General features: G+C 73.1%; 28 protein-coding genes and 2 pseudogenes. 17 read left to right on the top strand and 13 right to left on the bottom strand.

Annotated features, from left to right (window positions below):
• The 4 genes from BG452_RS34755 to BG452_RS34740 form a co-directional block, all read right to left on the bottom strand.
• Positions 1-1,380 carry a pyridoxal-phosphate dependent enzyme gene (locus BG452_RS34755; RefSeq protein ID WP_188308327.1) on the bottom strand — a complete coding sequence of 460 codons (1,380 nt, stop codon included), beginning with the start codon at positions 1,378-1,380 and terminating at the stop codon, positions 1-3.
• A gap of 247 nt (positions 1,381-1,627) precedes the next feature.
• Positions 1,628-2,359 carry a hypothetical protein gene (locus BG452_RS34750; RefSeq protein WP_188308326.1) on the bottom strand — a complete coding sequence of 244 codons (732 nt, stop codon included), beginning with the start codon at positions 2,357-2,359 and terminating at the stop codon, positions 1,628-1,630.
• A gap of 16 nt (positions 2,360-2,375) precedes the next feature.
• The gene (locus BG452_RS34745; RefSeq protein WP_188308325.1) at positions 2,376-2,564 is read right to left on the bottom strand and encodes a hypothetical protein; all 189 of its coding nucleotides are present in this window, start codon (positions 2,562-2,564) and stop codon (positions 2,376-2,378) included.
• Positions 2,561-3,004 (bottom strand): ATP-binding protein, encoded by a 444-nt coding sequence (locus BG452_RS34740; RefSeq protein WP_188308324.1) that lies wholly within the window; start codon positions 3,002-3,004, stop codon positions 2,561-2,563. The genes BG452_RS34745 and BG452_RS34740 overlap by 4 nt, the downstream gene beginning before the upstream one ends.
• 170 nt (positions 3,005-3,174) lie before the next feature.
• Between BG452_RS34740 and BG452_RS34735 the strand changes: the two genes are divergently transcribed.
• From BG452_RS34735 to BG452_RS34725, 3 genes are read left to right on the top strand one after another with little or no spacing between them, the layout of a single operon-like run.
• Positions 3,175-4,035, top strand: a complete 861-nt coding sequence (locus BG452_RS34735; protein ID WP_188308323.1) for a helix-turn-helix domain-containing protein — start codon at positions 3,175-3,177, stop codon at positions 4,033-4,035.
• Positions 4,032-4,265 (top strand): DUF397 domain-containing protein, encoded by a 234-nt coding sequence (locus BG452_RS34730; protein WP_188308322.1) that lies wholly within the window; start codon positions 4,032-4,034, stop codon positions 4,263-4,265. Before BG452_RS34735 ends, BG452_RS34730 begins: the two co-directional genes overlap by 4 nt.
• Before the next feature lie 16 nt (positions 4,266-4,281).
• Positions 4,282-4,515 carry a DUF397 domain-containing protein gene (locus BG452_RS34725; RefSeq protein ID WP_188308321.1) on the top strand — a complete coding sequence of 78 codons (234 nt, stop codon included), beginning with the start codon at positions 4,282-4,284 and terminating at the stop codon, positions 4,513-4,515.
• Positions 4,516-4,861: 346 nt separating this feature from the next.
• On the opposite strand, the pseudogene BG452_RS34720 reads toward BG452_RS34725, so the two are convergent.
• Positions 4,862-5,423 (bottom strand): annotated as a pseudogene (locus tag BG452_RS34720) (GNAT family N-acetyltransferase).
• A gap of 151 nt (positions 5,424-5,574) precedes the next feature.
• Between BG452_RS34720 and BG452_RS34715 the strand changes: the two are divergent.
• Entirely contained in the window at positions 5,575-5,901 is a 327-nt protein-coding gene (locus BG452_RS34715) for a hypothetical protein (protein ID WP_188308320.1), read from the top strand.
• 13 nt (positions 5,902-5,914) lie between these two features.
• On the opposite strand, the gene BG452_RS34710 is transcribed toward BG452_RS34715, so the two are convergent.
• On the bottom strand, positions 5,915-6,532 hold the full coding sequence (locus BG452_RS34710; RefSeq protein ID WP_317621367.1) for a hypothetical protein: 618 nt from the start codon (positions 6,530-6,532) through the stop codon (positions 5,915-5,917).
• A gap of 132 nt (positions 6,533-6,664) precedes the next feature.
• Here BG452_RS34710 and BG452_RS34705 point away from each other — a divergent pair, with 132 nt between their 5' ends.
• Together BG452_RS34705 and BG452_RS34700 are read left to right on the top strand one after the other, a co-directional pair.
• Entirely contained in the window at positions 6,665-7,804 is a 1,140-nt protein-coding gene (locus tag BG452_RS34705) for a serine hydrolase domain-containing protein (RefSeq protein ID WP_188308319.1), read from the top strand.
• Positions 7,805-7,806: 2 nt separating this feature from the next.
• The gene (locus BG452_RS34700; protein ID WP_188308318.1) at positions 7,807-8,361 is read left to right on the top strand and encodes a hypothetical protein; all 555 of its coding nucleotides are present in this window, start codon (positions 7,807-7,809) and stop codon (positions 8,359-8,361) included.
• 55 nt (positions 8,362-8,416) lie between these two features.
• Here the strand turns inward: BG452_RS34700 and BG452_RS34695 are convergent, their stop codons facing one another.
• From BG452_RS34695 to BG452_RS34670, 6 genes are all read right to left on the bottom strand, one after another.
• Positions 8,417-9,808: an alpha/beta fold hydrolase gene (locus tag BG452_RS34695; protein ID WP_188308317.1), complete on the bottom strand. Its 1,392-nt coding sequence runs from the start codon at positions 9,806-9,808 to the stop codon at positions 8,417-8,419.
• A gap of 286 nt (positions 9,809-10,094) precedes the next feature.
• Positions 10,095-10,904 (bottom strand): alpha/beta fold hydrolase, encoded by an 810-nt coding sequence (locus tag BG452_RS34690; protein ID WP_188308316.1) that lies wholly within the window; start codon positions 10,902-10,904, stop codon positions 10,095-10,097.
• A 282-nt stretch (positions 10,905-11,186) separates the two neighbouring features.
• Complete coding sequence (locus BG452_RS34685) at positions 11,187-11,411, bottom strand: hypothetical protein (protein ID WP_188308315.1); 225 nt, start codon at positions 11,409-11,411, stop codon at positions 11,187-11,189.
• Positions 11,412-11,486: 75 nt separating this feature from the next.
• Positions 11,487-11,693 (bottom strand): cold-shock protein, encoded by a 207-nt coding sequence (locus tag BG452_RS34680; RefSeq protein ID WP_188308314.1) that lies wholly within the window; start codon positions 11,691-11,693, stop codon positions 11,487-11,489.
• Positions 11,694-11,949: 256 nt separating this feature from the next.
• Positions 11,950-13,449 carry a PQQ-binding-like beta-propeller repeat protein gene (locus tag BG452_RS34675; protein WP_188308313.1) on the bottom strand — a complete coding sequence of 500 codons (1,500 nt, stop codon included), beginning with the start codon at positions 13,447-13,449 and terminating at the stop codon, positions 11,950-11,952.
• A gap of 361 nt (positions 13,450-13,810) precedes the next feature.
• On the bottom strand, positions 13,811-14,185 hold the full coding sequence (locus tag BG452_RS34670) for a VOC family protein (protein WP_188308312.1): 375 nt from the start codon (positions 14,183-14,185) through the stop codon (positions 13,811-13,813).
• A gap of 149 nt (positions 14,186-14,334) precedes the next feature.
• Here BG452_RS34670 and BG452_RS34665 point away from each other — a divergent pair, with 149 nt between their 5' ends.
• From BG452_RS34665 to BG452_RS34615, 11 genes are all read left to right on the top strand, one after another.
• Positions 14,335-14,652 carry an ArsR/SmtB family transcription factor gene (locus BG452_RS34665; protein WP_188308311.1) on the top strand — a complete coding sequence of 106 codons (318 nt, stop codon included), beginning with the start codon at positions 14,335-14,337 and terminating at the stop codon, positions 14,650-14,652.
• Positions 14,653-14,725: 73 nt separating this feature from the next.
• A complete protein-coding gene (locus BG452_RS34660; RefSeq protein WP_188308310.1) occupies positions 14,726-16,213 on the top strand; it encodes a serine/threonine-protein kinase in 1,488 nt (495 codons plus the stop codon).
• Positions 16,214-16,441: 228 nt separating this feature from the next.
• The gene (locus tag BG452_RS34655) at positions 16,442-16,771 is read left to right on the top strand and encodes a hypothetical protein (RefSeq protein ID WP_188308309.1); all 330 of its coding nucleotides are present in this window, start codon (positions 16,442-16,444) and stop codon (positions 16,769-16,771) included.
• Between the two features lie 57 nt (positions 16,772-16,828).
• Entirely contained in the window at positions 16,829-17,524 is a 696-nt protein-coding gene (locus BG452_RS34650; RefSeq protein WP_188308308.1) for an alpha/beta hydrolase, read from the top strand.
• A gap of 524 nt (positions 17,525-18,048) precedes the next feature.
• Positions 18,049-18,315: a hypothetical protein gene (locus BG452_RS34645; protein ID WP_188308307.1), complete on the top strand. Its 267-nt coding sequence runs from the start codon at positions 18,049-18,051 to the stop codon at positions 18,313-18,315.
• A complete protein-coding gene (locus tag BG452_RS34640) occupies positions 18,312-18,668 on the top strand; it encodes a DUF6204 family protein (RefSeq protein ID WP_188308306.1) in 357 nt (118 codons plus the stop codon). The genes BG452_RS34645 and BG452_RS34640 overlap by 4 nt, the downstream gene beginning before the upstream one ends.
• Before the next feature lie 72 nt (positions 18,669-18,740).
• Positions 18,741-19,274 carry a MarR family winged helix-turn-helix transcriptional regulator gene (locus BG452_RS34635; protein ID WP_188308305.1) on the top strand — a complete coding sequence of 178 codons (534 nt, stop codon included), beginning with the start codon at positions 18,741-18,743 and terminating at the stop codon, positions 19,272-19,274.
• Positions 19,275-19,464: 190 nt separating this feature from the next.
• Complete coding sequence (locus BG452_RS34630) at positions 19,465-20,187, top strand: class I SAM-dependent methyltransferase (RefSeq protein ID WP_188308304.1); 723 nt, start codon at positions 19,465-19,467, stop codon at positions 20,185-20,187.
• Positions 20,184-20,534, top strand: coding sequence for a sulfurtransferase TusA family protein (locus BG452_RS34625; RefSeq protein ID WP_188308303.1), 351 nt, complete (start codon positions 20,184-20,186; stop codon positions 20,532-20,534). The genes BG452_RS34630 and BG452_RS34625 overlap by 4 nt, the downstream gene beginning before the upstream one ends.
• A gap of 62 nt (positions 20,535-20,596) precedes the next feature.
• Positions 20,597-21,136, top strand: a complete 540-nt coding sequence (locus tag BG452_RS34620; RefSeq protein WP_188308302.1) for a ChbG/HpnK family deacetylase — start codon at positions 20,597-20,599, stop codon at positions 21,134-21,136.
• A gap of 5 nt (positions 21,137-21,141) precedes the next feature.
• Positions 21,142-21,594, top strand: a complete 453-nt coding sequence (locus BG452_RS34615) for a hypothetical protein (protein WP_188308301.1) — start codon at positions 21,142-21,144, stop codon at positions 21,592-21,594.
• 417 nt (positions 21,595-22,011) lie between these two features.
• Here BG452_RS34615 and BG452_RS34610 read toward each other — a convergent pair.
• Positions 22,012-22,339: pseudogene (locus BG452_RS34610) on the bottom strand (rRNA cytosine-C5-methyltransferase); the annotation flags it as partial.

The raw sequence follows: 22,339 nt of genomic DNA, 5'->3' as shown, positions 1-22,339 counted from the left end.
TCAGCCCAGGGCGTCCCGCGACAGCACCCCGGCCACCAGGCCGTCCACCAGCACCGCCACCGCCGGGCGCCCGCCCGCCAGCGCCGCCCGCGCCTCGGCGACCGACTGCCCGACCCCCACCGTCGGCAGGTCCGGCCCCAGCAGCGGGCGCACCGGGCCGTCCGGCTTGACCCCGCCGTCGGCCAGCGCCGCCGCCAGCACCTCCCGGGACACCGAGCCCACCACCTCCAACGCGCTCACCCCGTACGGGCGCGCCGCCCGCGCCAGCACCGCCGGGGCGACCCCGCCCGGCGCGGCCCGCAGCATCTCCAGCGCCTCGCCGACGGTCAGGTCCGCGCCGACCACCACCAGCGGACCGGCCGCCTCCAGGGCGGTGCGCAGCGCCGTCTCCCCCGCCTCCTCCAGGAAGCCCCACTCCCGCATGCAGGCGTCGCTGTGCACCTTGGACAGGTACGAGCGGCCCGAGTCCGGCAGCAGCACCACGACCAGGTCGTCCGGCCCGAGCCGGCGCGCCAGCCGCAGCGCCGCCGCGACCGCCGTGCCGGAGGACGGGCCGGCCAGGATGCCCTCCTCACGGGCGAGCCGGCGGGCCGTCAGGAACGACTCGCGGTCCGGGATCCGCTCGAAGGAGTCGATCACCTCCGAGCGGTAGACCTGCGGCCAGCGGTCCTCGACCGTCTCGGGGTGGAGGAAGTGGCCGATGCTCTCGACGAACCACGGGCTGCCGTCCCCGCCGCCGTAGGACGAGGGCTCCGGGTCCGCGCCGACCACGGTCACGGCCCCGCCGGACACCTGCTTCAGGTACCCGCCGGTGCCGGTGATGGTGCCGCTGGTGCCGACGCCCGCGACGAAGTGGGTCAACCGGCCGCCGGTCTGCTCCCAGAGCTCCGGGCCGGTGGTCCGGACGTGGGCGTCGGGATTGGCCGGGTTGTCGTACTGGTTGGCGAGCCAGGCGCCGGGGATCTCCGCGGTCAGCCGCCGCACGGCGTTGAACAGGTGCTCCGGGTCCTCCTGCGGCACGGCCGTCGGCGCGAAGACCACCTCGGCCCCGTACGCCCGCAGGATGTCCGCCTTCTCCGGCGCCGCCTTGTCGGACACCCCGGCGATCACCCGGTACCCGCGCTGCCGGCCGACGATGGCCAGCCCGATCCCGGTGTTGCCGGACGTCGCCTCGATGATGGTCCCGCCCGGCTTCAACAGGCCGTCCCGCTCGGCGGCCAGCACCATCGACAGCGCCGCGCGGTCCTTGACGCTGCCGCCGATGTTGAGGAACTCGGCCTTGGCGTAGATCGGCGTGGCGATCCCGGCGCCGAGCCGGGCGAGGCGGATCAGCGGCGTGCCGCCGATCGCGTCGAGAACGGATTCGTGCACAGCGGTCATATCAGCAGCTCCCTGGCTAGACGTGTCCGCCCGAGCCTGCCCAGGCCGACTGCCCGCCAGACCCCGGGGGCGGGCGCGGACCGCAGGGTCCGCACTCGCTGCCGACCCTGCGGCGCGAAAAGGGGCGCACAGCACTCCACTCACGCCCCACAGTCGCGACGAGCTCCAAGTTGCGCACCCGTACGGCCCGGGCCCGCCCCGCCGTGGGAACTGCGCACGGAGAGTGACTGATGCTCGGATCAGATGCTCAGATCAGCGGGTCGAAGAGTCCGCGCTCCCAGTGCCCGAGCCACGAGGCCGTGGCGGACGGCAGCAACTGCCCCTCCGTGGACTCGTCGTACGGGAGCACGGCGGTCGGCGCGAACCAGCCCTCGCCCGGGGAGATGCGGATGCGTAGGAGGCTCAGCTGCTTCCGCTCACCGAGGTAGAGACGGAGGTCGTCGGTGTGCGGGCGGTGGCTTTCGTAACGGTCGCGCACAGTCCGGCAGATGGACTTGATGTCGCGGGTCGCGAGCAGGAGGTGGCGGTCGCCGGGGCCGAAGTTGACGCAGAGCCTACGGCGCGCGAACTCGCGCTCGGCGTACAGCAGGTTCTGGTGGCTGTCGATGTGCAGGCCGGGACGCAGGCCGTTCTCCGGCAGGCGGTGGGTGACGGGCTCACCCGGCGGATCGTCGGTCACGGGGAGCCGGACGGGATGGGGATCGCCCAACTCGCCGACCAGGGCGGCGAGCGCGTGCCGGCTGGTGACGGTACCGGGGAGGCGGAAGAACTCCACCAGGCCGCTGTCCAGGGTGAAGGCGCAGGGCGCGTACTGGGCCGGGAGCCCCTCGGGCGGCGGGGCCCAGTCACCGGCCGGGAGCGCGGCACCGGACTCGTAGCCGGGGTCGCCGTAGAGGCGCCGGACACCGCCGATCTCGCAGCGGGCCAGCAGGGCGGCCGGGTCGCGGAAGGCGATCGCGGCGGGGTGCAGGTCGGGCATGGGAAGTCGCCTCGGATCAATCGTCGTCGTCGGTCGGGCCGTTGTGGCGGTTGATGCCGGTCATCAGGGCGGCGGCCAGAGTGGTCCACCAGACGACGTCGGCGGTGGCCGGCTCGCGCGGAGGGACGAGGTCCGAGGCGAAGCAGGCGATGGCAAGGCTGGCGACGGTGATCGCAGCCGTGGGGGCGAGCTTGATGGGGATCAACTCCCGGGCGAGGGAAGGTCGTCGGTCGGGTCGAGCAGGACGCGCACCCAGACCCGCTTGCCCGCGTCGCGGCGGGCGATGACGCCGAAGTCGAAGGCCAGTCGGCGGACGAGTTCGATGCCCCGGCCGCCCTCGCCGAAGCAGCGCGGGCGGGGCCGGCGGAGGTGGAGGTCGCCGCGCGGGTCCCAGACTTCGAGGCGGCAGTCGCCGTCGAACTCCTGGAGGTAGAGCCGGATTTCGCCGTACCCCTGGCAGGCGTGGACCACGGCGTTGGTGACGAGCTCGGAGGCGATCAGGACGAGGTCATCGACGGGGTCGCCGCCCCAGCCCCAGGAGGTCAGCTGCTCGCGGATCAGGCGGCGAGCGGTACGGACCGAGGTCGAGTGCTCGGTGAGGGCGGTCTCCCACGTTCGGAGGACCGGGTTACGCAAGGTGGACATGAGTCACCCCACACCTTCAGTGGCGTGTTCGTGCGGTCACGTTGAGTGTGGAGCATCGCAATTCGAACCTGCAACCCGAACGGAATAACAAATCCGTGGATCTTGAAACGAGTTGAGTCACCCGCGCATCATGATGAGACTGGACCCACACTCACAGGGAGGGGCCCCACTTGAGCAAGGACCTGTCAGCGATCAGGCAGATCCGCCTCGGTGACGAGCTGCGCAACTGGCGGCTGTACAACAACAAGACCTTGACCGAGGTAACGGCGGGCCTGAAGGGTTGGAACGCCGCTCGCCTCAGCAGAATTGAGCGTGCCCACCAGCAGATCAGCGCGGCCGACCTTAAGGCGCTGCTTGACCACTACGGCATCGAGGGCCAGGAACGCGAGGACTTCGAGAGCCTGCTCAGCGACGGACCAACCAGGCAGTGGTGGCGCAACCTTGACTTCGCCGACTCGATCACCGCCGCATTCGCCGAGTACCTCGCATTGGAGTCCGACGCCTCACACATGCAGGAGTACTTCCCGTCAGCGTTCCCCGGGCTTCTCCAGACCGAGGGCTACGCGAAGGAAATGATCGCGGCTGGCCTGAGCGCACCCAACGAGGAGCAGATCGAGACCGCTGCTGAGGTCCGTGTGCTGCGCCAACGCAGGCTGACCGAGGAGTCGGCGCTCAACTTCGAGGCATACTTCGGCGAGGTGACGCTTCTGGTGGCCGGCGATCAGCAGGTACTGGCCGAGCAGATTCGCCACACCATCAAGGTCGCTCAGCTCCCCAACGTCACGGTCCGCATGGTTCCCCTGAGCGCTGGTCGGCAAGGCATTCTCAACTCCGGACTCGTCCTCATGCGCTTTCCTGATAACCCCGATGAGGGCTTCGTCTTCGTCGAAGCGGTCGGCGGTATGCTCCCGCGTAGAACGGGACGTGACGTGAAACGAGCCGAACGGGCATTTGCCCGCGTCAAGCGGTGCGCGCTGTCTCCGGAGGCCACCATCACAACCCTTGAACGCAAGTTGGAAGAGTTGACGTGAACGAAAAGCGCGACCCCTACAACCACGATCCCGCCTCTGCCGCCTGGGTCAAGTCCCCCTTCTCCGGGGACGACAACGGCAGTTGCGTGGTCATCGCGCGCTTCGACAACGGGGACGTCTGGGTCGGCGACGACAAGAACCCCCACCGCCCCCACCTTGCTTTCGACCAGGCCGAATGGACCGCCTTCATCCAAGCCATCGAAGCCCGCGACCCCCGCTTCACGGCCTAACCACCCGGAGGCCCCGATGCGCGACCGGCCTGACCCCTATGACCACGACCCCGCCTCCGCCGCCTGGGTCAAGTCCCCTTTCTCCGGCGATTCCAATGGCAACTGCGTGGTCATTGCCCGCTTCGACAACGGGGACGTCTGGGTCGGCGACGACAAGAACCCGAACCGCCCCCACCTCGCCTTCGACCAGGCCGAATGGACCGCCTTCATCCAAGCCATCGAAGCCCGCGACCCCCGCTTCACCGCCTGACCACCGCGACACCCGGAGGGGGAAGTCGGCCCGGCCGACTTCCCCCTCCGCGTCTCCCCCGCCCGAGGGAGGCCACCGCCCACCGCACTACCCGAGCAGGACGCCCACCAAGGCCCGGTTCCGCGACGGTTGGATCACCACCGACCGAGGGAACCGACATGACCCGCCACCACCACCCGCGCCGTCACCCTGGTTCAACCCGTGCGCTGCACGCCTATCTGCGGTGGCGCAACGCCAACGCCCGCCCCCCGACGTTCTCGCCGCCCAGCGCCGCGAACGCGCCCGCATCCGCATCCGCAGCGAGAAGGGCCTCCGCTGGGGCGGCAGACCGGCTCTCACCGCGTGATCAGGCGACCGCGGGCGGAGCGTCACAGTTCGTACCCCGGGCGATCCGGTACAGCACATTCCGACGCAACGGCCCCTCAGGCGCGGTGGGGTCGTCGAAGTCGTCAGCGGGATCTCGCGTCATGCCGATCCGGCGCATGACCGCCTGGGAACGGAGGTTGGTGGCTGTCGTTACCGCCAGGATTTCGGGGAGTCCAAGGGCCTCGAAGCCGAAGGACAAGGACCACCTCGGCGGCCTCGGTAGCGTAGCCCTGACCCCAGGCTGAACGAGCGAGCCTCCAACCGATCTCCACCCCCGTGAACGACATGTCGTCATCCACCTGGTCCAAGCCTGCGAAGCCGATGAACTCGCCAGTCGCCAAGACCTCGACCGCCCACCACCCGTAGCCTCGCTCGTCGAACGCTCTCTGGAACTTTGCCACGGAGGCATCGCTCTGTTCACGGGTCAGCAGGTCACCCAAGTGCTCCCGGACCTCGGGATCGGCATTCATCGCCGCCCACGGTTCAAGGTCAGAGACCTGCCATCGACGGAGGATGAGGCGATCGGTACGCAGTTCAGTCATGCTGCCGAGCCAACGGTGGGCCGCCGTTCCAAGGCAATCCATTTTCCTCAGGACTGTTACCGCCCAACAGATGGGACTCGACCCGCTCCCAGGGCAGCGAGACAGCCGCCAACCCGGTGAACCTTGCCGGTCACAGCAATAGAGTCCCGGCATGACCCGCCTGAAGATCGAGATATCCGTCCCCGAGAGCCACGTCGAGCAGGTCGTCGACGCCCTCCACGCCGCCGGCGCGGGCCGGGCCGGCGAGTACGCCCGCTGCACCAGCGCCTGGCGGATCACCGGCAGCTGGCTCCCCTCCCCCGCCGCCCGACCGCACCTGGGCACGCCCGGCGAGGTGCAGCGGGCGGACGAGTACCGAGTGGAGTCCTTCTGCGACCACGAGCAGGCCGCCGCCGTCCTGAAGGCCGTACGCGCCGTTCACCCCTACGAGGAGGCCGTGGTCAACTTCCTGCCGCTGTACGACCCGGTCGTCGACTGAGGGCGACAGGGTCTCAGTATCCCTGCGGGTGCGAGGACAGCCAGTCGGCGTGCCGCTCGCGCAGCCGGTCCCGCTCCTCCGTGGAGGCGAGGAAGACGTCGGCGCCGCCGTCGTACGGGTGATGCAGCCGCAGCAGGCCGGTGTCCGTGATGATCACCCCGGCCACCTCGTCGTCCGCGACCCGGCGCAGCAGCTCGTCGAGGCGTCCGCGCCGCCACGCCAACCGCTCGGCGAAGACGTGGCAGTGGGTGCGGAACTCCGGGTCGGGATCGTCGTTCTGCAGCCAGCTCCGCCAGAGCCGGGCGCCCGGGCGCCCCGACGGGGCCCCAGGCTCGGTGGTCCACTCCGGCGTGAGCACGTACACCTGCGAACCGGCGAACAGCTCGTCCAGAAGGGTGTTCTGGCGCTCCAGTACGATCGCGTACTCGCGCTCGTCGCCCGGGTAGCGCTTGGATCCGGGCAGGCTGTGGAAGCGCACCCAGACGTCCCGGGCCGAGCCGTCGATCTCGTGCCCCACCGGTGGGCTGCCCGGCCAGCGCCGCTCCCACAGCGCGGTCAGCTCCGTCAGATCCGCCAGCTCCGTCAGCTCGGTCGGCCCCGTCAGCTCCACCCCGGTCCCCTCTGCGTTCACTGGCGTGTCCGTCACACCCACCCCATTCTCCCCAACCCGGTGAAATCCCTTCGTCACGGCCGCCGCGACCCCGTACCGTGGTCCGGTCGATGATCTTGGCAGTCGCCAGGCGAGCAGAACGGGGCACCACCGATGCAGCAGTACCAGGGCTGGGCCGACGACGGTTACGGCGCCGTCGCGGACGCCTTCGCGGGGAACTTCGCCGAGTTCCCCGAACTCGGCTCCGCCGTCACGGTCTTCGTCGGCGGCCGCAAGGTGGTCGAGCTGTGGGGCGGCACCGCCGACCAGCACACCGGCCGGGCCTGGACGCAGGACACCGTCGTCCCGGTGTTCTCCTGTGCCAAGGGCGCGGTGAGCATCAGCGCCCTGCTGCTCGCCCAGCGGGGCCGGCTCGACCTGGACGCCCCGATCGCCCGCTACTGGCCCGAGTTCGCCCGCCACGGCAAGCAGGCCGTCACCACCCGGATGATCCTCGGCCACCGGGCCGGCCTCCCCGCCCTGGACGCGGTGCTCCCCTTCGAGGAGATCGCCGCCTGGCAGCCGGTGGTCCGGGCGATCGAGCAGCAGCAGCCGCTCTGGGAGCCGGGAACGACGTACGAGTACCACGGCCATGTGTTCGGCTTCGCGGTCGGCGAGGTGATCCGCCGGATCACCGGGCTGACCCCGGGCGCGTTCCTGCGCGAGGAGATCGCCGGGCCGCTCGGCCTGCCGCTGTGGATCGGCCTGCCGGAGAGCGAACACCCGCGGCTGGCCCGGCTGGTGGAGGCCGAGGGCCGCCGTCCGATGCCCGGCCCGGAGCACCTGCTCACCCGGATCGTCACCATGAACGGCGCCCTGGTCTTCCCCGGCCTGGACGTGCCGCACGGCTGGAACGACCCGGCCCTGCACGCGATCGAGCTGCCCGGCGCGGGCGCCGTCGCCTCCGCCACCGGCCTGGCCGGCCTGTACGCGGCCGCGGCCACCGGCCTGGACGGCGGGCCCCGACTGCTCTCCACCGAGACGGTGAGCGACGCGGTGCGCGAACTCTCCTCCGGCCAGGGCTTCCTGGGCTTCGACATGGGCGCCCGCTGGGGTTCCGGCCTGCTGCTCGACTCCCCCGCGTTCCGCCCGCTGCTCGGTGCGCGCAGCTTCGGCAACGACGGCGCGGGCGGCCAGTTCGCCTTCGGTGACGACGAGTTCGGCGTCGGCTTCGGCTATGTCGCCAACCGGATGATCGGCCACGGCGACTCCCGCGCCAACCGGCTGATCGAGGCGGTGCGCGGGTGCCTGTAGCGATGACCTTTCCACGTCTGCTCGCGGACCTCGCCGTCACCGGCGGGTACGGCGATCTGCGGTACGACGCCTCGCTGCCCGAACTCGCCTCCCGCTACGGCGATCCGTGGGACTGCGGGCGGATCCACAAAGAGTCGCGCTGGCCGCACGCCTTCGGCTGGGGCGACGCCTGGACGGTGTTCTGCCGCTGCCGCCGACTCCGCTCGTTCTCCCTGCCGGCCTGGCACGGTGAACTCGAACTCCCGCAGCCGTACGGCGAGTTGGATACCATCGACACCAAGGTCAGCGAGTCCGAGCTGACCGCCGCACTCACCGCCGCCGGCTGCTCCTGGGAGACCGTGACATACGAGAACATCCCCGGCCAGCGGACCCTGGAGGTCGCGCCGGCCGAGGATGTCCGGGTCGGGTTCGTCCTGGTCGACCGACTCGACCGGGACCAACCGCCCTTGGCGGACTGGCTGTTGCACAAGGTGGGCCTGTGGGGCTACGACCACGTCGACTGCCCCGAGCCCGACCCCGCCCTGCCCGACGACGGCTGGGGCGCGACCGAGCGCTGAGCCGGTGACGGGCCGCTCCCTCCCCTGCGCGGAGCGGACCGTCACCGGCCTCACGTCACTTCGACAGGAAGTCGTAGACCGCCTGCCGCCCGGCCGGGTCGGCCGCCCGGGTCTGCACCGAGTGCGCCGCGCCCGGGACGATCACGATCTGCGGGTCGTGCGTCGACTTCGCCTGCTGGTAGAGCCATTCGTAGGGGGTGGAGAGGTCCCGGTCGCCGCCGAGCAGCAGCACCGGCACATCGGGCAGCTTGCGGTGCTCCGACGGCAGCGGCGGTACCTGCTCGCGCGGCCAGTCCAGGCAGACCAGCAGGGAGCCCAGTCCGGTCGCGGTCGCCGGGTCGTACGGCCAGGTCTGGTCGGCGGTCAGGTCCTGCCGGGTCTCCGCCAGTGCGGCCGCCCGGCCCTCGACCGGGGTGTCCGAGGTGCCCCACGGGTAGCGCCCGTCGGCGCACAGGGTGGCGGCGTGCAGGCCCTGGCTGAGCAATTCGGCCGGGGCGGCGTCGCCCTTGTGCACGTCGTCGATGAAGGCCTGGAGCTTCTCCGGTTGCCCGCCGGCCGCCGCGTGCAGGGCTTCCGGCACCCCGCCGTAGTTCGGGTCGGTGAACTCGTAGCTGGTGAGCGCGTCCAGGATCTGTGCCCCGTCGCCGTACTTCCGCACGGTGGTGGCCAGGTCGGCGGCCGGGTCGGTGGTGCAGCCGGTGGCCTGGCAGGCGCTGCGCAGGACTCGCGCGGTGGCGGGCAGCGCGGCGAGGTCCATCGGGTCGTAACCGCCCTGCGGCACAACCGAGTCGAGGACCAGCCGGGCCACGTGCGCCGGGTGGGCGAGGGCGTAGCGTTCGGCGACGAAGGTGCCGTAGGAGACGCCGTCGAGGGTCAGCCGGTGGTCACCCAGGGCCTGGCGCAGCAGGTCGATGTCGCCGACGGTGTCCTCGCTGCTGTAGTAGCGGGCGTTCGGGCCGAGGGCGGTGGCGCAGTCGGCGATGGACTGCCGACGGGGCAGGGCGAGGTCGGAGGAGCCCATGTCCTCCTGGAGGCCGGGGCACTGCAGGGCCCGTTGGCCGGTGCCGCGCTGGTCGTACATGACCAGGCGGTAGTCCTTCAGCACGGGCGTCAGCTTGCTCGCGATCCGGCGCATCAGCGGTACGCCGGGCTGCCCGGGGCCGCCGGCCAGGAAGAGCAGGTCGCCCTTGGGGGCGTCGGCGTTGCCGGTCATCGCCACGTCGAGCTGGAGGGTGCCGGGGGTGGAGCCGCTGTGGTCGAGTGGCACGGTGAGGGTCCCGCAGGTGAATTCGGGCGCATTCCGGCAGGGTGCCTGCCCGGTGATCCCGCCGCCGTGCCGGTGCTGCGGTTCGGCCGGCGCCGCGGCGGCCGGGCCGGCGAGGGTGGTGCCGGCGACCACCGCGACGGCGCCCAGCAGGGCGGCGACGCGGCCGCGCGTGCTCGTCATGTTCGTCCTTCCGTTCGCACCGCGTCCGTCCTGACGCGGTCACGGAAGTAGCTTGTGCCCAGGGCGACTTGGAGGGCGAGCGGGCGGGCGGGGATTCGACCAGGGCCGAATCGTCACCACCCCAAAGGCGGACGATTCACCCGGGGTGCGGGACGCTGCCGACCAGACCGACGCGCACCGTCCACACCAGCACCGTCCACACCAGCACCGTCCACACCAGCACCGTCCACACCAGCGCCGGTCACACCCACGCAGGTCACACCAGCACCGGTCACACCCGCACCGGTCACACCAGCGCGCGCGGGAGCACCACCCGCACCCACTCCTCCGGCTGCGACAGGTGCGGGGCGTGACCGGCGCCCGCGTACAGGTGCCGTTCCGCCTTCGGCAGCGCGAGGTCGATGAGGTCCAGCACCTCGCCGTACATCGGCGGGCTGTCATCGCTCTGGGTGAGCAGCGCGGGCTCGTTGAAGCGGGCGAGCGCGGTGAGGTCCAGGTCCAGCGCGTCCGGATCCCGCAGCTCGTCCAGGTAGGTCGGCGCGTTGCGGATGAAGGTGTGCCGCACCGGCGCGGGCAGCTGGGCCCACGCCCCCGGCCCGTAGGCGACCGTCTCGACGAACAGCTCCGCCGCCGCGGCCGACTCCGCCTGCTCCAGCAGCTCCCGGACGGCCTCCACGCGCCCGGCGAGCGCGGTGCCGACCGGCCGCAGCTCCGGGTCGGTCAGCAGCAGGCCGGTGGCGGGCGGCTCGTGCACGGCGACGCCGCGGAGCAGGTCCGGCCGGGCGGAGGCGAGCCGCAGCGTGACCAGTGCCCCGTACGAGTTGCCGCAGACGAAGGCGGGTGCCAGTCCGAGCCCCTGGACCAGCCCCGCCAGGTCGGCCGCGTCCTCGTACACCGAGCCCTGGGTGAGCGGGTCCTCGCTGCGGCTGTGCCCGCGCCGGTCGTAGGCGACGACGGTGGTGGACTCCGCCAGGCCCGGCATCACCCGGGACCAGGAGTCGCCGTCGGTCCACGAGCCGTGCACCAGGACGACACCGGGGCCCTCACCACGGGCCTCGTAGTGCAGTGAGACCCCGTTCACCCTGATCTCGGCCATCACGAGCCTCCCGAGCTCGGCGGTGCTCCCCCACCAGCCTGACACAAGCGGTCGGGTCGGTCAGATCAGCGAGTCGAAGAGGTCCGGCTCCCAGTGGCCGAGCCAGGAGGAGGTGACGGAGGGGAGGTCGAGGCCCTCGGTGGACTCGTCGTACGGGAGCCTTCCTGCGCTCGCCGTAGGGGAGGTTCTGGTGGTTGTCGACGTGGAGAAGCCGGGGCGCCGGCCGGATTCGGGGAGGACATGCTTCTCCCCCGCTTCACCGCCTGAGGCTCCGGTGTGACGTCACCCTGGGGGCGACCAGTCCTGTTCCACCCACGTCACCCACCGATCAGTGGCCGTGCGTGCCTGGTCCGCCTGTTCCGGGGTCACGACGCCCTCCGCGTCCGGCGCCCGGTCGAGGAGATCCCGGACCATCCTCATCTGGTCTGCGCTGACTACCCAGCGCAGCCAGGTGGAGGAGCCGTCGTCGTGCCAGTCCATGATGTTCAGGGTGTGCCGAACGCTCATCGTGTCCTCCCGCGTGTCGGCCCGGGCGGGCCCGGGCGCGCCTGGCTCCGGCCCAGGGCGGGCCCGGGCCGACCGTCACCCTGCGAGGCGGACGCGTTCGGCCTGCGGTCCCTTCTGGCCCTGGGTCACGTCGAACTCGACCCTCTGGCCTTCCACCAGTTCACGGAAGCCCGAGCTGTCGATGTTCGAGTAGTGCACGAACACGTCCGGACCGCCGCCGTCCTGCTCGATGAACCCGAAGCCCTTCTCGGCGTTGAACCACTTGACTGTCCCAGTAGCCATGACCCCTCCTGGGAAACGAGGCTGCGCTTCGCCGGGTGGGACGAAGCCGGTGCCGGAAGACTCGCCGACAAGAACCGACATGGACACTCATTCGGCAAAGAGCGGCTACCCGGTTCCACCGTAGGACCGGTACGCACGCCTGTCCTGCGGAGGACAAGGAGGCCGGTGGAGCCCCCGAAGGCCCGGCCCTCCCCCGCACGCGCCGTTCGCCCGCAGCGCCGCACGCAGGAGCTTGCTCGATCCGCCCGGACGGCCCTCAGCTCATCCCGCGGACCGGCGGCTCGTCCCGGGTGCCGTCCTCCGCGACCACCGTGAAGTGCTCCCGGCCCGCCACCGAGAGGTCCACCGGGTAGAGCGAGGCGGTGTCGTTGACGTCCAGCTCGCGGCTCTGCCGGCCGGTCGCGGCGTCGATCCGGGTCAGTTTGTCGCGGGTCATCGCCCAGACCGAGGTGCCGTCCGCCAGGACGCCGGTGACCTGGTCGTCCAGGCCCGCCGTCCAGCGCTTCCCGCCGTCCGCCAGGGAGTAGGCGACCAGCCGGCCGGTGGCCGTGCGGCTCGGGTGCAGGCCGCCGCTCATGCTGACGTCGCCGGGCTTCTCCCCGGGCACGATGAACAGGTCTCCGACGACCATGCCGCCGAACAGCGGCCGGGCGCTGAACTCGTCGAAGGCGTGGACGCCGCCGAGCATCACGTCCAGGTCGTACTCGTCGCCGGAGACCGGTATGGCGGCGCGCTGGCGGCCCGCCCGGTCGAAGCTGAGCACGGCGTGGGTGCCGCGCTCGGCCTGGGCGTCGACCCAGACCGCGAGCGGGTCGACGGACACCACCATGAAGTTCTTGATCCCGCCCTCGGCCGGCACGGCGGCCCGCGTCCGAGCCTGTCCGTCCCCGGGGGCCAGGGTGCGCACGACCGCCGTCCCGTCGCCGCACTGGGCGGCCGTCACCACGTCCTGGTCACCGCCCGCGACCTCCAGCGGCGTGCACCCGGTGTCGGGCTCGCCGCGCCACAGCTCCCGGCCGTCGGTCAGCCGTACGGCCCGCCAGCCGTCGGTGCCCTGCAGCACGGCCTCGGTGCCCGCCACCGCGACGAGGTCCGAATCCGCGCCGTCACCGTCCCGGGCGGGTGCGTTCACGGTGGCGGTCCAGCCCGGCTTGCCGTCCGTGAGGTCCAGCGAGGTCACCGCCCCGCAGGGCTTTCCGTGCGCCGAGTGGCCGATCACGCCGATGCCGCCGGTCCCGACCCCGCGGCTCATCGTGCACACGGAGTCGGAGCCCGGCGGCGTCCACTGCCAGGCGACCGCCCCGTCCCCGCGGCGGTACGCCACCACCTCGTCCGGGCGGACCCGCACCACCAGGTCACCGCTGGTCCAGCTGCCGACCGCGCGGACGGTGGACGGGTGGTCCGGCGGGGCCTTCCAGGAGTCGTTGACGCCGTCCCCGGCGAAGCCGAGGAAGATGCCCAGCCCGAGCACGGTGCCGACGGCCGCCGCGGGGAGCCCGCGCCGGGGGTGGATCAGCGCCCAGACGAAGCTCGCCCCGCAGGGCAGCATCCCGAGGATGCTGAGGGCGCCCATCACGCCGAGGCTGGCGCCGCCGAACCCGTTGGCGGGGCCGAACAGCACCGCCAGGCCCAGGCTCGCGAACATGGCTCCCAGGACTCCGCCGAAGACCACCATCAAGGTCTCCCTGTCCCTGACGAACCTGGCGCGCCACCTCGTCCTCAGCCGGACGACGCTGTCCTCGGGCCGCTCGGCCATGCCGGTTTCTCCCCTGCGAAGCGCCGCCCACCACAATCGGGCGACGATCATCGGATCGTCGCAGAGCAAAGCAAGATCCTAAACAAAGAGCAGGAAAAACCCCTTCCGCCCCTGCACATGGGAGGCCCCGCCCCCGTGATCGTTACGATTCCCGGCCCAGCCCGGCCGGCCCGGACAGCGCCTCCCCCACCCGCCCGGCCGGCAGCATCGGGGCCCTGGGCGCCGTCCGCCACCCCGCCGAGCCGCCCGCCCGAGGTCGCCACGCCCGCCGCCCGCCGCCCGCAGGCCGGTCGCAGGCCGGTCGCAGGCCGGTCGCCACGCCCGCCGCCCGAGGGCCGACCGGGCGGCTCCCCGACGCCCGTCAGTCCGCCGTGAACACCGGCCGGTCCGGCACGAACTCGACGTACTCGAACACCGCCCCGCCGGGGTGCCGAGCGGTGGCGTTGCGTCCGGTCGGCACCTCGTTGGGGCCGTCCAGCAGCTCGCCGCCCTGGATCCGCAGCAGCTCCCCGAGGCCGTCCAGGTCGTCGACCAGCAGGGTGCTCTGCACCCGGCGGAAGGGCGCCCGCGCCTCCTCCGTCCCCGCGACGACCAGCAGGCCGCCGATCCGCGCGACCTCGACCCCGGCGTACGGGAAGCGCAATCCCTCGCGCTCGCCGGTGAGTTCGCGCAGCGTGGGCAGCACCGTGTCCAGATCGTCCACGTACACCCGGGCCAGCGTCGCCAGCACCTTCATCCTCCGGCCTCCCTCTCCGAACGGCCCCGCCGTCGGCGGCCCGGGGCTGATCCACGGTCAGTTCGACTTTCCCGAACTGTCGAAGCGTCATACTAGACAGCACACCGGGCCCGCCACCAGAGCCGGCCGCAGCCCACCCGAGGAACCCGATGCGGACCCTGCCCCAGCCCCACCCCGAGGACTTCGACCTCGCCACCGTCCTGCACGCCCTCGGCGACCCGGTCCGCCTGCAACTCGTCCGGCGCCTCGCCGAGGACGGCGAGACCACCTGCAGCCCCGAGGGGATAGCCGTCCCGCGCTCGACCCTCTCCAACCACTGGCGGCTCCTGCGCGAGGCCGGCGTGGTCGCCGTCCGCACCAGCGGCAAGGCCCGGCTGGTCACCCTGCGCCGGACCGAACTCGACACCCGCCTCCCGGGCCTGCTCGACGCCGTCCTGGCGGAGCTGGCCGCCGACCGCAGCGGATGACCAGCCACCGTGCCCCCGGGGTAGGTTGAAGCGGGCCCGGCCGCGGGCACCGGATCGCGGGAAGGGGCGGGGGATGCAGCCGGGCGAGGTACTCGACGGACGGTACGAACTGGTCGAGCAGATCGGCGAGGGCGCCTTCGGCGCGGTCTGGAAGGCCCGCGACGCGCGCATCCAACGCCTCGTCGCCGTCAAGGTGATGCTCCCCGGCGGCAGCGGCTCCCCCAAGGACGCGGCCCGGTTCGCCCGGGAGGTGGCCACGGCCGGCGCGCTCAACCACCCCTCGATCGTCACCGTGCACGACTTCGGGCAGCACCGGGCCGCCGACCGCCCGCTGTTCTTCCTGGTCATGGAGCTGCTGGACGGCGCCCCGCTCAGCCGCCACCTGGCCGACGGCGTACCGGAGTTGGACCGTTCGCTGGCCTGGGCGGTCCAGATCGCCCGGGCGCTGGCCACCGCGCACCGGGCCGGGGTCGTCCACCGGGACGTCAAGCCGGCCAACGTGATGATCCAGTCCAGCGGCGCGGTCAAGGTCGTCGACTTCGGCATCGCCCGCAGCGGCCACGTCGACGACGGCGTCACCAGCACCAACGTGATCGTCGGCACGCCCGCCTACATGGCCCCCGAACGCTTCGAGAACCGCAGCCTGGACGCCCGATCCGACCTCTACGCCTTCGGCTGCCTGCTGTACGAACTCCTCACCGGGCGACCCCCGTTCCGCGGCACGCTGTACGAGCTGATCCGCCAGCACGCCGAGGTCCGGCCAACCGCCCCCGGCGACCTGCGGCCACCCGTGCCGCCGGGGCTCGACGCCCTCGTCCTCGACCTGCTCGCCAAGGACCCGGCCGCCCGCCCGGCCGACGCCGACGAGGTCGCCGAACGGCTGCTCCGGATCGCCGGACCGACCGGGGCGGCGTGGGCGGCCGGGGCGGCCGACACGTATGGCCACCGGCCCACCGTCCTCGACGCCCACGCCGCCCACGCCGCCCATGCCGCCCATGCCGCCGCCGAACAGGACCGGTACGTCCTGGCCCGTCGCCAGGAGGCGGACACGCTGCTCGCCCGGGCCCGCGAGGAGGTCACCCGGCTCCGGGAGGGGTTCGAGGCCGAGGCCGCCTTCCTCCGCCGCCAGGCCGAGCAGGAGGTGACCGACATCCGGACCCGCACCGAGTCCGCGGCGCAGCAGATCCTCGCCGACGCCCGGGCCCGCGGCGAGCAGCTCGAACGCGAGTCCGCCGCCCGGGCCGCCGCCAGCCTCAGGCAGCTCAGCGAGGCCGAGCAGCGCAACGACCTGCTGAGCCGTCAGGCCGACAAGCTGCGCGGCGACGCCGAGCAGTTGCGGCGCAGCGTGGACAACGCCCGCCGCCAGGCCTCGGACTTCCTGGCCGACGCGGTCGCCAAGGCCGGTCTCGGCCCGGCGCCGGAGCCCCGGCCGCAGCCGGTCGACCCGCCCGCGCAGCAGCGACGGAAGCTCCCGAGCGTGCAGGAGCTGCTCTCGGGCCGCGCCCGGGCGGGCGAGCGGGGGCCGCAGAGCCCCGAGGGCGAGCAGGGGCGTCGGCGCTAGGCCAACTCGGTCTCGTTCGGCGCCAGTTGGCACTGGTAGCAAGTTTGGCCCGTAGCGGTACCGCCCGCCACGCTCGCCCGACCGGGTGAGCATCCACGCCCGACCGTTCGCACACACCCGACGACTCGTTCTGCTGTACATGACCCCCGCGCTCCCCACAGCTTCCGCACGCCCCGGGCACGGTGCGGCTTCCGCACGCCCCGGGCACGGCGCGGCCCCGAGGCCGTCGTGGCGGTGATCGGCCGGGCCACGGCGGCGGCGCTCTCGCTCGCCATCCTGCTGGCCCCGGCGACCGTCACCCCCGGTGAACAGCGGACGCCCGTGGTCGGGGCCGGGTGGTGGGAGGTCTCCGCGAACGCCGCCAACATCCGGCTCGACCACTTCGGCGGCGACACCGTGATCGGGCTGGCCCGCTCCGGCGACCGGGTCGAGGTGGTGGACACCTGGACCTCCCCGCTCGGCGCCCGCTGGGCGAAGGTCCTGGTCGCCCGCACCCGCGTCACCGGCTGGGTGCTGTGGTCGCTCCTGACGCACCGTGACCCGCCGTCGGAACCGTAGAATCCGCGTGTCCACTTCAGCACCACCGTCCCCCGACGGCCCCCAGGAAGGACCGGCGTGTTCCGAGCCCAGCGCCCGCGCACCGCACAGCTCACCCCGTGGGAGGGCGACGGCGACGGCCCGGTCTCCGGCGTCGCCCTGCTGCTGCCCGGCGGGTTCCTCCGCAGCCGGCGCGGACCGCTGCGGATCGCCGAACTGGGCCTGCGGGGGCTCGCCACCGGACTCACCGAACGCGGCCGCCCGCACGGCCTCGCGGTGCACCTGCTGCGCTACCGCTACAGCGGCTGGAACGGCGCCGACGCCGATACCGCGGTCGACACCCGCTGGGCACTCGACGAGCTCGCCCGCCGGTACCCGGGCGCACCGGTGGTGCTGATCGGCAACTCGCTCGGCGGGCGGGCCGCGTTCTGGTGCGCGGGGCACCCGAACGTGGCCGGGGTGGCCGGGATCGCCCCCTGGCTGCCCACCGGCGACCGGGTCGACCAGCTCGCCGGGCGGCGGGTGCTGATCGTGCACGGCACCGCCGACCACAGTGCGGCCAACGCCGCCCAGTCCCTGGAGTACGCGCTGCGCGCCCGGCAGGTGGTGCCCGAGCTGGCGCGCTACGAGGTGCCCGGGGGCAGCCACTACCTGGTCCGGCAGAGCGCCGACATCAACGCGCTGACCACGGACTTCACGCTGGCGGTGGTGGGTGCCGAGGCCGCTTCACTGGCGGCCGGGAGGGTCTGCACCCGGCTGCCGGCCCGGGCGTAGCGGGGGCCCGCCAGGGGTTGGGCGAGGGCGTGGCCAGGCCGGGCGAGGGCGTGGCCAGGCCGGGCGAGGGCCTCGCCTGGCGTGGCCAGGCCTGGGGCCTGAACTCCCGCGCTGGCCCTGCCGATCGGCAGGGCCGGCCGCCGAACTCGGTGATCGCCTTATGCCGATCGGCACATGTGCGGAGGGGGTGTCGGCGACCAGTCTTGGAGTCACCGAGACGGCGGCCACCGGGGTCGCCGCAGAAGGGAGTCTCCACCGTGTTCCGCCTCGCCCGTCCCGCCCGCACCACCAGGGGATCCCGCCGCAGGCGTGATCCCCTGGTGACGGCCCGAGTCGATGGTCTCCACCCCGCCGGCCTGGACCGCTTCCTGAGCGCCCTACTCGACGGCGAACTCCTGCCCCGCAGCAGCTGCGTGACCTGCTCGCCCTGCCACTCGACGCCGCCGGGCAGCTGCTGCCCTACCAGGACTCCGGTGAATGCCAGTTGGGGCCGGACAAGGGCAAGGCCTGCTTACAGCGCGGGGTTGCTGGCCATCCCGCTGCAGGACGGCACCGAGGTCTGGGGCAAAACCGGACACGACCTCGGCTACTGCGACGGCCTCTTCGCCACGCTGGACCTGCGCAAGCGCCTCCACCCGACCTGGCCTGGCCTGACCACCCAGCCCCGACCCGCCAACACACCGGCCTGCCGCCCCGCCGACCCGCCAACACACCGGCCCACCGACCCGCCGCCCCACCCCCGAAATCGCATTGGCGATCGGCACGCCCTCCTGCCTATCGTCGGGGCATGACCACCCGAACCTTCCGCATCATGGTGCGCGGCGTCTTCGACGCCCTGACCGACGAGCAGCGCGCCGAACTCCTCGCCGCCGCGCCCGAGCACGACGTCCTGCACGCGGCCTTCACCCGCGAGGGCCATCTCAGCTACGACCTCACCGCGCGGGCCGCCTTCACCTTCCGCTTCCTGGACGAGGGCGAGGCCGAGGAGGACATCCTGGCGGCCACCGAGCGGGCCGAGGAGGCGGCGCAGTCCTGGCTGACCGAGCACGGTTACGGCTACAAGAACCTCCGCTCCCAGGCCGAGGACCTCTCCCAGGCGCCCCTCGGCAAGCGGCAGCGCCGCGCCGCCAACGCCACCGGCTGACCGACCCCCCTCCCCCGCCACCTCCTTGACGGCTCCGCCCATGCCTATACTTGAGCAGTCAAGGAGGTGGCAATGACAAGCCCGATCAACCCCGATCCCAACCCCGATCCCCCCACCGCCCGCACCACCGACCCCGCCCTCGCCCCCCGCCCGGACCCGCTCGACACCGCCCTGCGCCTGGTCCGCGCCCAGACCGCCGTGGTCAAACGCTTCGACGCGAGCCTCAGCGGCCTGCACGGCGTGAGCCTGTCCGATTTCACCCTGCTGCTGCACCTCGCCCAGGCCCCCGGCGGCCGGATGCGCCGGGTCGACCTCGCCGAGGCCCTCGGCCTCACCGCCTCCGGCGTCACCCGAGGTCTCGCCCCGCTGGAGCGGATCGGCCTGGTCGCCCGCGAGGCCGCCGCCCGTGACGCCCGGGTCGCCTACGCCGCCCTCACCCCGACCGGTCGCGAACGGCTCGCCGAGATGCTGCACACCGCCCGGCAGGTCGCCGCCGACCACTTCGCCCCCGACCAGTGGAGCAGCGAGGACCTCACCCAGCTGTCCACCCTGCTCACCCGCCTGGGCGGCACCGCCCCCGAACACCGGCACATCCCGAGGCCGTGACCGGGGCCCTGCCCGGGGCGCTGCCCGGACACCCGCCCGGGCACCCACCGGCGCACCCCCCGGCCACCGGCCCCACCCCACGCGCCCTAGGCTGAACCCGAACCGCCCGCCCCACCCGCCCTGTCCGCCCCACCCACACCACCTGCACCACCCGCACCACGGCGCACCCCCGCGAAGGGCACCCACCACCATGACCCGCACTCCCGGCCCGACATCCGGCCCGACGCCCGACTCGTCGTCCGGCCCGGCGCCCCACCGGGAGCCCGCCCTCGCCGAGGCCCAGCGCGCCCACTGGCAGCGGACGTACCACGCCCACCCCGCGATGTACGGCGAGCAGCCGTCCGCCCCCGCCGAGTACGCCGCCCGGACCTTCGCCGCCGCCGGCGCCCGCGAGGTGCTCGAACTCGGCGCCGGCCACGGCCGCGACGCCCTCCACTTCGCCCGTGCGGGCTTCACCGTGCTGGCCACCGACTTCAGCCCGGCCGGCCTGGAACAGCTGCGCAGCGCCGCCGTCGAGCAGGGCCTGGCCGAGCGGGTCCGCACCCTCGTGCACGACGTCCGCGCGCCGCTGCCCCTCCCCGACGCCTCGGTCGACGCGGTGTTCGCCCACATGCTGCTCTGCATGGCGCTCAGCACCGAGGAGATCGCGGCGCTGGTCGCCGAGGTCCGCCGGGTCCTGCGCCCGGGCGGCACCTTCGTCTACACCGTCCGCCACACCGGCGACGCCCACTTCGGCGCCGGCACCGGCCACGGGGACGACATCTGGGAACACGGCGGCTTCGCCGTCCACTTCTTCCCCCGCGAGCTGGTGGACCGGCTCGCCGGGGGCTGGCACCTCGCCGAGGTCCACCCGTTCGAGGAGGGCGAACTGCCCCGCCACCTCTGGCGCATCACCCAGGAGACCCCCCGATGACCACCGACACCACCCCCGACGACGCCGCACCCGACGAGGCCGACCTCACCGTCGACGGCACCGGCCTGCTCTGCGTCCAGCTCCTGCTCCGTCTGCGCGCGCAGATCGCCCACCTCCCGGCCGGCGCCGTCGTCCACATCCAGACCACCGACCCCGCCGCCCCGCTCGACCTGCCCGCCTGGTGCCACCTGACCGGTCACGAGTACCTCGGCCCGGTCCCCTCTCCGGCACCGGACCACGAGGTGTACGGACTGCGCCTCACCTCGGCCCCCGTCCAGACCCGCCCCAACCGCCCCTGGCACCCCGCCCCCACCACTACCGTCCCCACCACCGCCACCGCCGACTGAGCCTGGCCGGGCGGCGGTCATCCCCGCGCGCCCGCCCCGCCGCCGGGTGAAGACTGCCCCCCATGTCCACCTCGGCCCCCACCCCGGACGGCCCGCACGCCAACCGGCTCCTCGGCCACCCACCCGACGCCCGCCTCCTGCTCCTCACCTGCGACGACCTCGGCCTGGACGAGTCCGTCAACCTCGCCGTCGTCGAGGCGGTCCAGCAGGACATCGCCGCGTCCTGCAGCCTGATGACGCCCTGTCACGCCGCCCCGCACGCGCTCCGGCTCCTGCGCCGCCACCCGGAGATCCCGTTCGGCATCCACCTCACCCTGGTCTGCGAGGCGCCACACCTGCGCTGGGGCCCGCTGGCCGACCGCGACCAGGTGTCCTCCCTGCTCGACCCCAGCGGCGAGCTGTACGCCCCCACCCCGGCCGGCCGCGCCGCTCTCGCCGCCGAGGCCCGACTCGACCGAGCACGACATCACCGTGCTCGACCACCGTCCGCTGCAGGAAGCCTGGCAAGCCGCCCGAGGACGGGTCACACCGCGCGACCCCGGCCCGCCCGGTGTGCCACGATGAGGAGAAAACGTAACGGCCCGACCCCACAGGGAGGTTGACCACCATGGATCCGATCCTGAGTTGCCGATGGCTCGACCAGCACGGCGAGTGGGAACTGGCGATCCGCCACAACGGCAGCGACTGGGAGCTGTTGGCGGCCGCACCGTTCTGCTCGGAGTCGCTTCCCTTCGCCGACCCGGACGAGGTCCGCCGGCTCGCCCAGGCCCTCCTCGACCTGCCCGCCGAACCCGAACCGTACGAGTTCGAATGGCAGCTCTTCCGCACGGGCACCACGGGCGCCGGGAAGGAGCACGACCTCTACGCGACCCTCACCGTAGGGCTGGACCCCCTGGACGACCACCGCCCGTACCTCGCCTACCAGTCCTACCACCACCTGAGCCACAGCACCGCCCTCGGCATGGAGGCGATCTGCGAGGACCCACCGGTCGACCACCTCCGCGCCCAGGCCCACGCGTTCCTCACCAACTGCCCCGGCCCGCCGCCCCGGTGGCTGTGACGGCGCCGCCCGCTCAGCGGGTGGCCCGCACCGCCGAGTGCACCGGCTCCGGCGTCAACGTCCGCGCGACCGCTCCGAGCCGACCACCCAGACCTCCGCAACGTCCGAGATCCCGAACCCCGGCACCCCCGAACCCCCGGAACCCCCGGAGCCCCCCGAGCCCCCCGAACCGAACACCTCGGCCCGGAACTCCCCAACGAGGCACCCCCGTTCACCCCCAGTCGACCGGACCAACCGGACCAGCCGGACCGACCGGACCAGCCGGTGCACCAGCGTCAACTCCTCGGGCGGACGCCCCGCGCGCGGCCACCGCCCGAGGTGCAAGCGGCGGGGCGAGCCACTCCTCCCGCACGGGGCAGGCCTGGGCCTCTCGTCCGGATCGCACCGGGGCACGATCCGGACGAGAGGCCCTGCACGTCAGGCGGTGCGCCGCAGCAGCGCCAGGTACATCGCGTCCGTCCCGTGCAGGTGCGGCCACAGCTGCACGTCGGGCCCGTCGCCGAGCGCCGGGACACCGGGCAGCAGCGGCCGCGCGTCGATCCACTCGACCCGGCCGCCCTCGCCGCGCAGCACGTCGTCGACGACCGCGCGGGTCTCCGCGAGGTGCGGCGAGCAGGTCGCGTAGCCGACGACGCCGCCGACCCGGGTGGCCTCGATCGCCGAGCGCAGCAGGTCCCGCTGGAGCGGGCCGAAGGCCGCGATGTCGGCCGGCCGGCGGCGCCAGCGCGCCCCCGGGCGGCGCCGC

This window comes from Streptomyces sp. CBMA123, assembly GCF_014596465.1.
Classification (GTDB): Bacteria; Actinomycetota; Actinomycetes; order Streptomycetales; family Streptomycetaceae; genus Kitasatospora.
This window is presented reverse-complemented; position numbering and strand designations above follow the sequence as displayed.

What these genes read in the sequence shown, in the direction of transcription:
- BG452_RS34755 (WP_188308327.1), bottom strand. Translation starts at nt 1,380, where the DNA reads ATGACCGCTGTGCACGAATCCGTTCTCGACGCGATCGGCGGCACGCCG.
- BG452_RS34750 (WP_188308326.1), bottom strand. Translation starts at nt 2,359, where the DNA reads ATGCCCGACCTGCACCCCGCCGCGATCGCCTTCCGCGACCCGGCCGCC.
- BG452_RS34740 (WP_188308324.1), bottom strand. Translation starts at nt 3,004, where the DNA reads ATGTCCACCTTGCGTAACCCGGTCCTCCGAACGTGGGAGACCGCCCTC.
- BG452_RS34725 (WP_188308321.1), top strand. Translation starts at nt 4,282, where the DNA reads ATGCGCGACCGGCCTGACCCCTATGACCACGACCCCGCCTCCGCCGCC.
- BG452_RS34715 (WP_188308320.1), top strand. Translation starts at nt 5,575, where the DNA reads ATGACCCGCCTGAAGATCGAGATATCCGTCCCCGAGAGCCACGTCGAG.
- BG452_RS34705 (WP_188308319.1), top strand. Translation starts at nt 6,665, where the DNA reads ATGCAGCAGTACCAGGGCTGGGCCGACGACGGTTACGGCGCCGTCGCG.
- BG452_RS34700 (WP_188308318.1), top strand. Translation starts at nt 7,807, where the DNA reads ATGACCTTTCCACGTCTGCTCGCGGACCTCGCCGTCACCGGCGGGTAC.
- BG452_RS34695 (WP_188308317.1), bottom strand. Translation starts at nt 9,808, where the DNA reads ATGACGAGCACGCGCGGCCGCGTCGCCGCCCTGCTGGGCGCCGTCGCG.
- BG452_RS34690 (WP_188308316.1), bottom strand. Translation starts at nt 10,904, where the DNA reads ATGGCCGAGATCAGGGTGAACGGGGTCTCACTGCACTACGAGGCCCGT.
- BG452_RS34685 (WP_188308315.1), bottom strand. Translation starts at nt 11,411, where the DNA reads ATGAGCGTTCGGCACACCCTGAACATCATGGACTGGCACGACGACGGC.
- BG452_RS34680 (WP_188308314.1), bottom strand. Translation starts at nt 11,693, where the DNA reads ATGGCTACTGGGACAGTCAAGTGGTTCAACGCCGAGAAGGGCTTCGGG.
- BG452_RS34675 (WP_188308313.1), bottom strand. Translation starts at nt 13,449, where the DNA reads ATGGCCGAGCGGCCCGAGGACAGCGTCGTCCGGCTGAGGACGAGGTGG.
- BG452_RS34670 (WP_188308312.1), bottom strand. Translation starts at nt 14,185, where the DNA reads ATGAAGGTGCTGGCGACGCTGGCCCGGGTGTACGTGGACGATCTGGAC.
- BG452_RS34665 (WP_188308311.1), top strand. Translation starts at nt 14,335, where the DNA reads ATGCGGACCCTGCCCCAGCCCCACCCCGAGGACTTCGACCTCGCCACC.
- BG452_RS34660 (WP_188308310.1), top strand. Translation starts at nt 14,726, where the DNA reads ATGCAGCCGGGCGAGGTACTCGACGGACGGTACGAACTGGTCGAGCAG.
- BG452_RS34640 (WP_188308306.1), top strand. Translation starts at nt 18,312, where the DNA reads ATGACCACCCGAACCTTCCGCATCATGGTGCGCGGCGTCTTCGACGCC.
- BG452_RS34635 (WP_188308305.1), top strand. Translation starts at nt 18,741, where the DNA reads ATGACAAGCCCGATCAACCCCGATCCCAACCCCGATCCCCCCACCGCC.
- BG452_RS34630 (WP_188308304.1), top strand. Translation starts at nt 19,465, where the DNA reads ATGACCCGCACTCCCGGCCCGACATCCGGCCCGACGCCCGACTCGTCG.
- BG452_RS34625 (WP_188308303.1), top strand. Translation starts at nt 20,184, where the DNA reads ATGACCACCGACACCACCCCCGACGACGCCGCACCCGACGAGGCCGAC.
- BG452_RS34620 (WP_188308302.1), top strand. Translation starts at nt 20,597, where the DNA reads ATGTCCACCTCGGCCCCCACCCCGGACGGCCCGCACGCCAACCGGCTC.
- BG452_RS34615 (WP_188308301.1), top strand. Translation starts at nt 21,142, where the DNA reads ATGGATCCGATCCTGAGTTGCCGATGGCTCGACCAGCACGGCGAGTGG.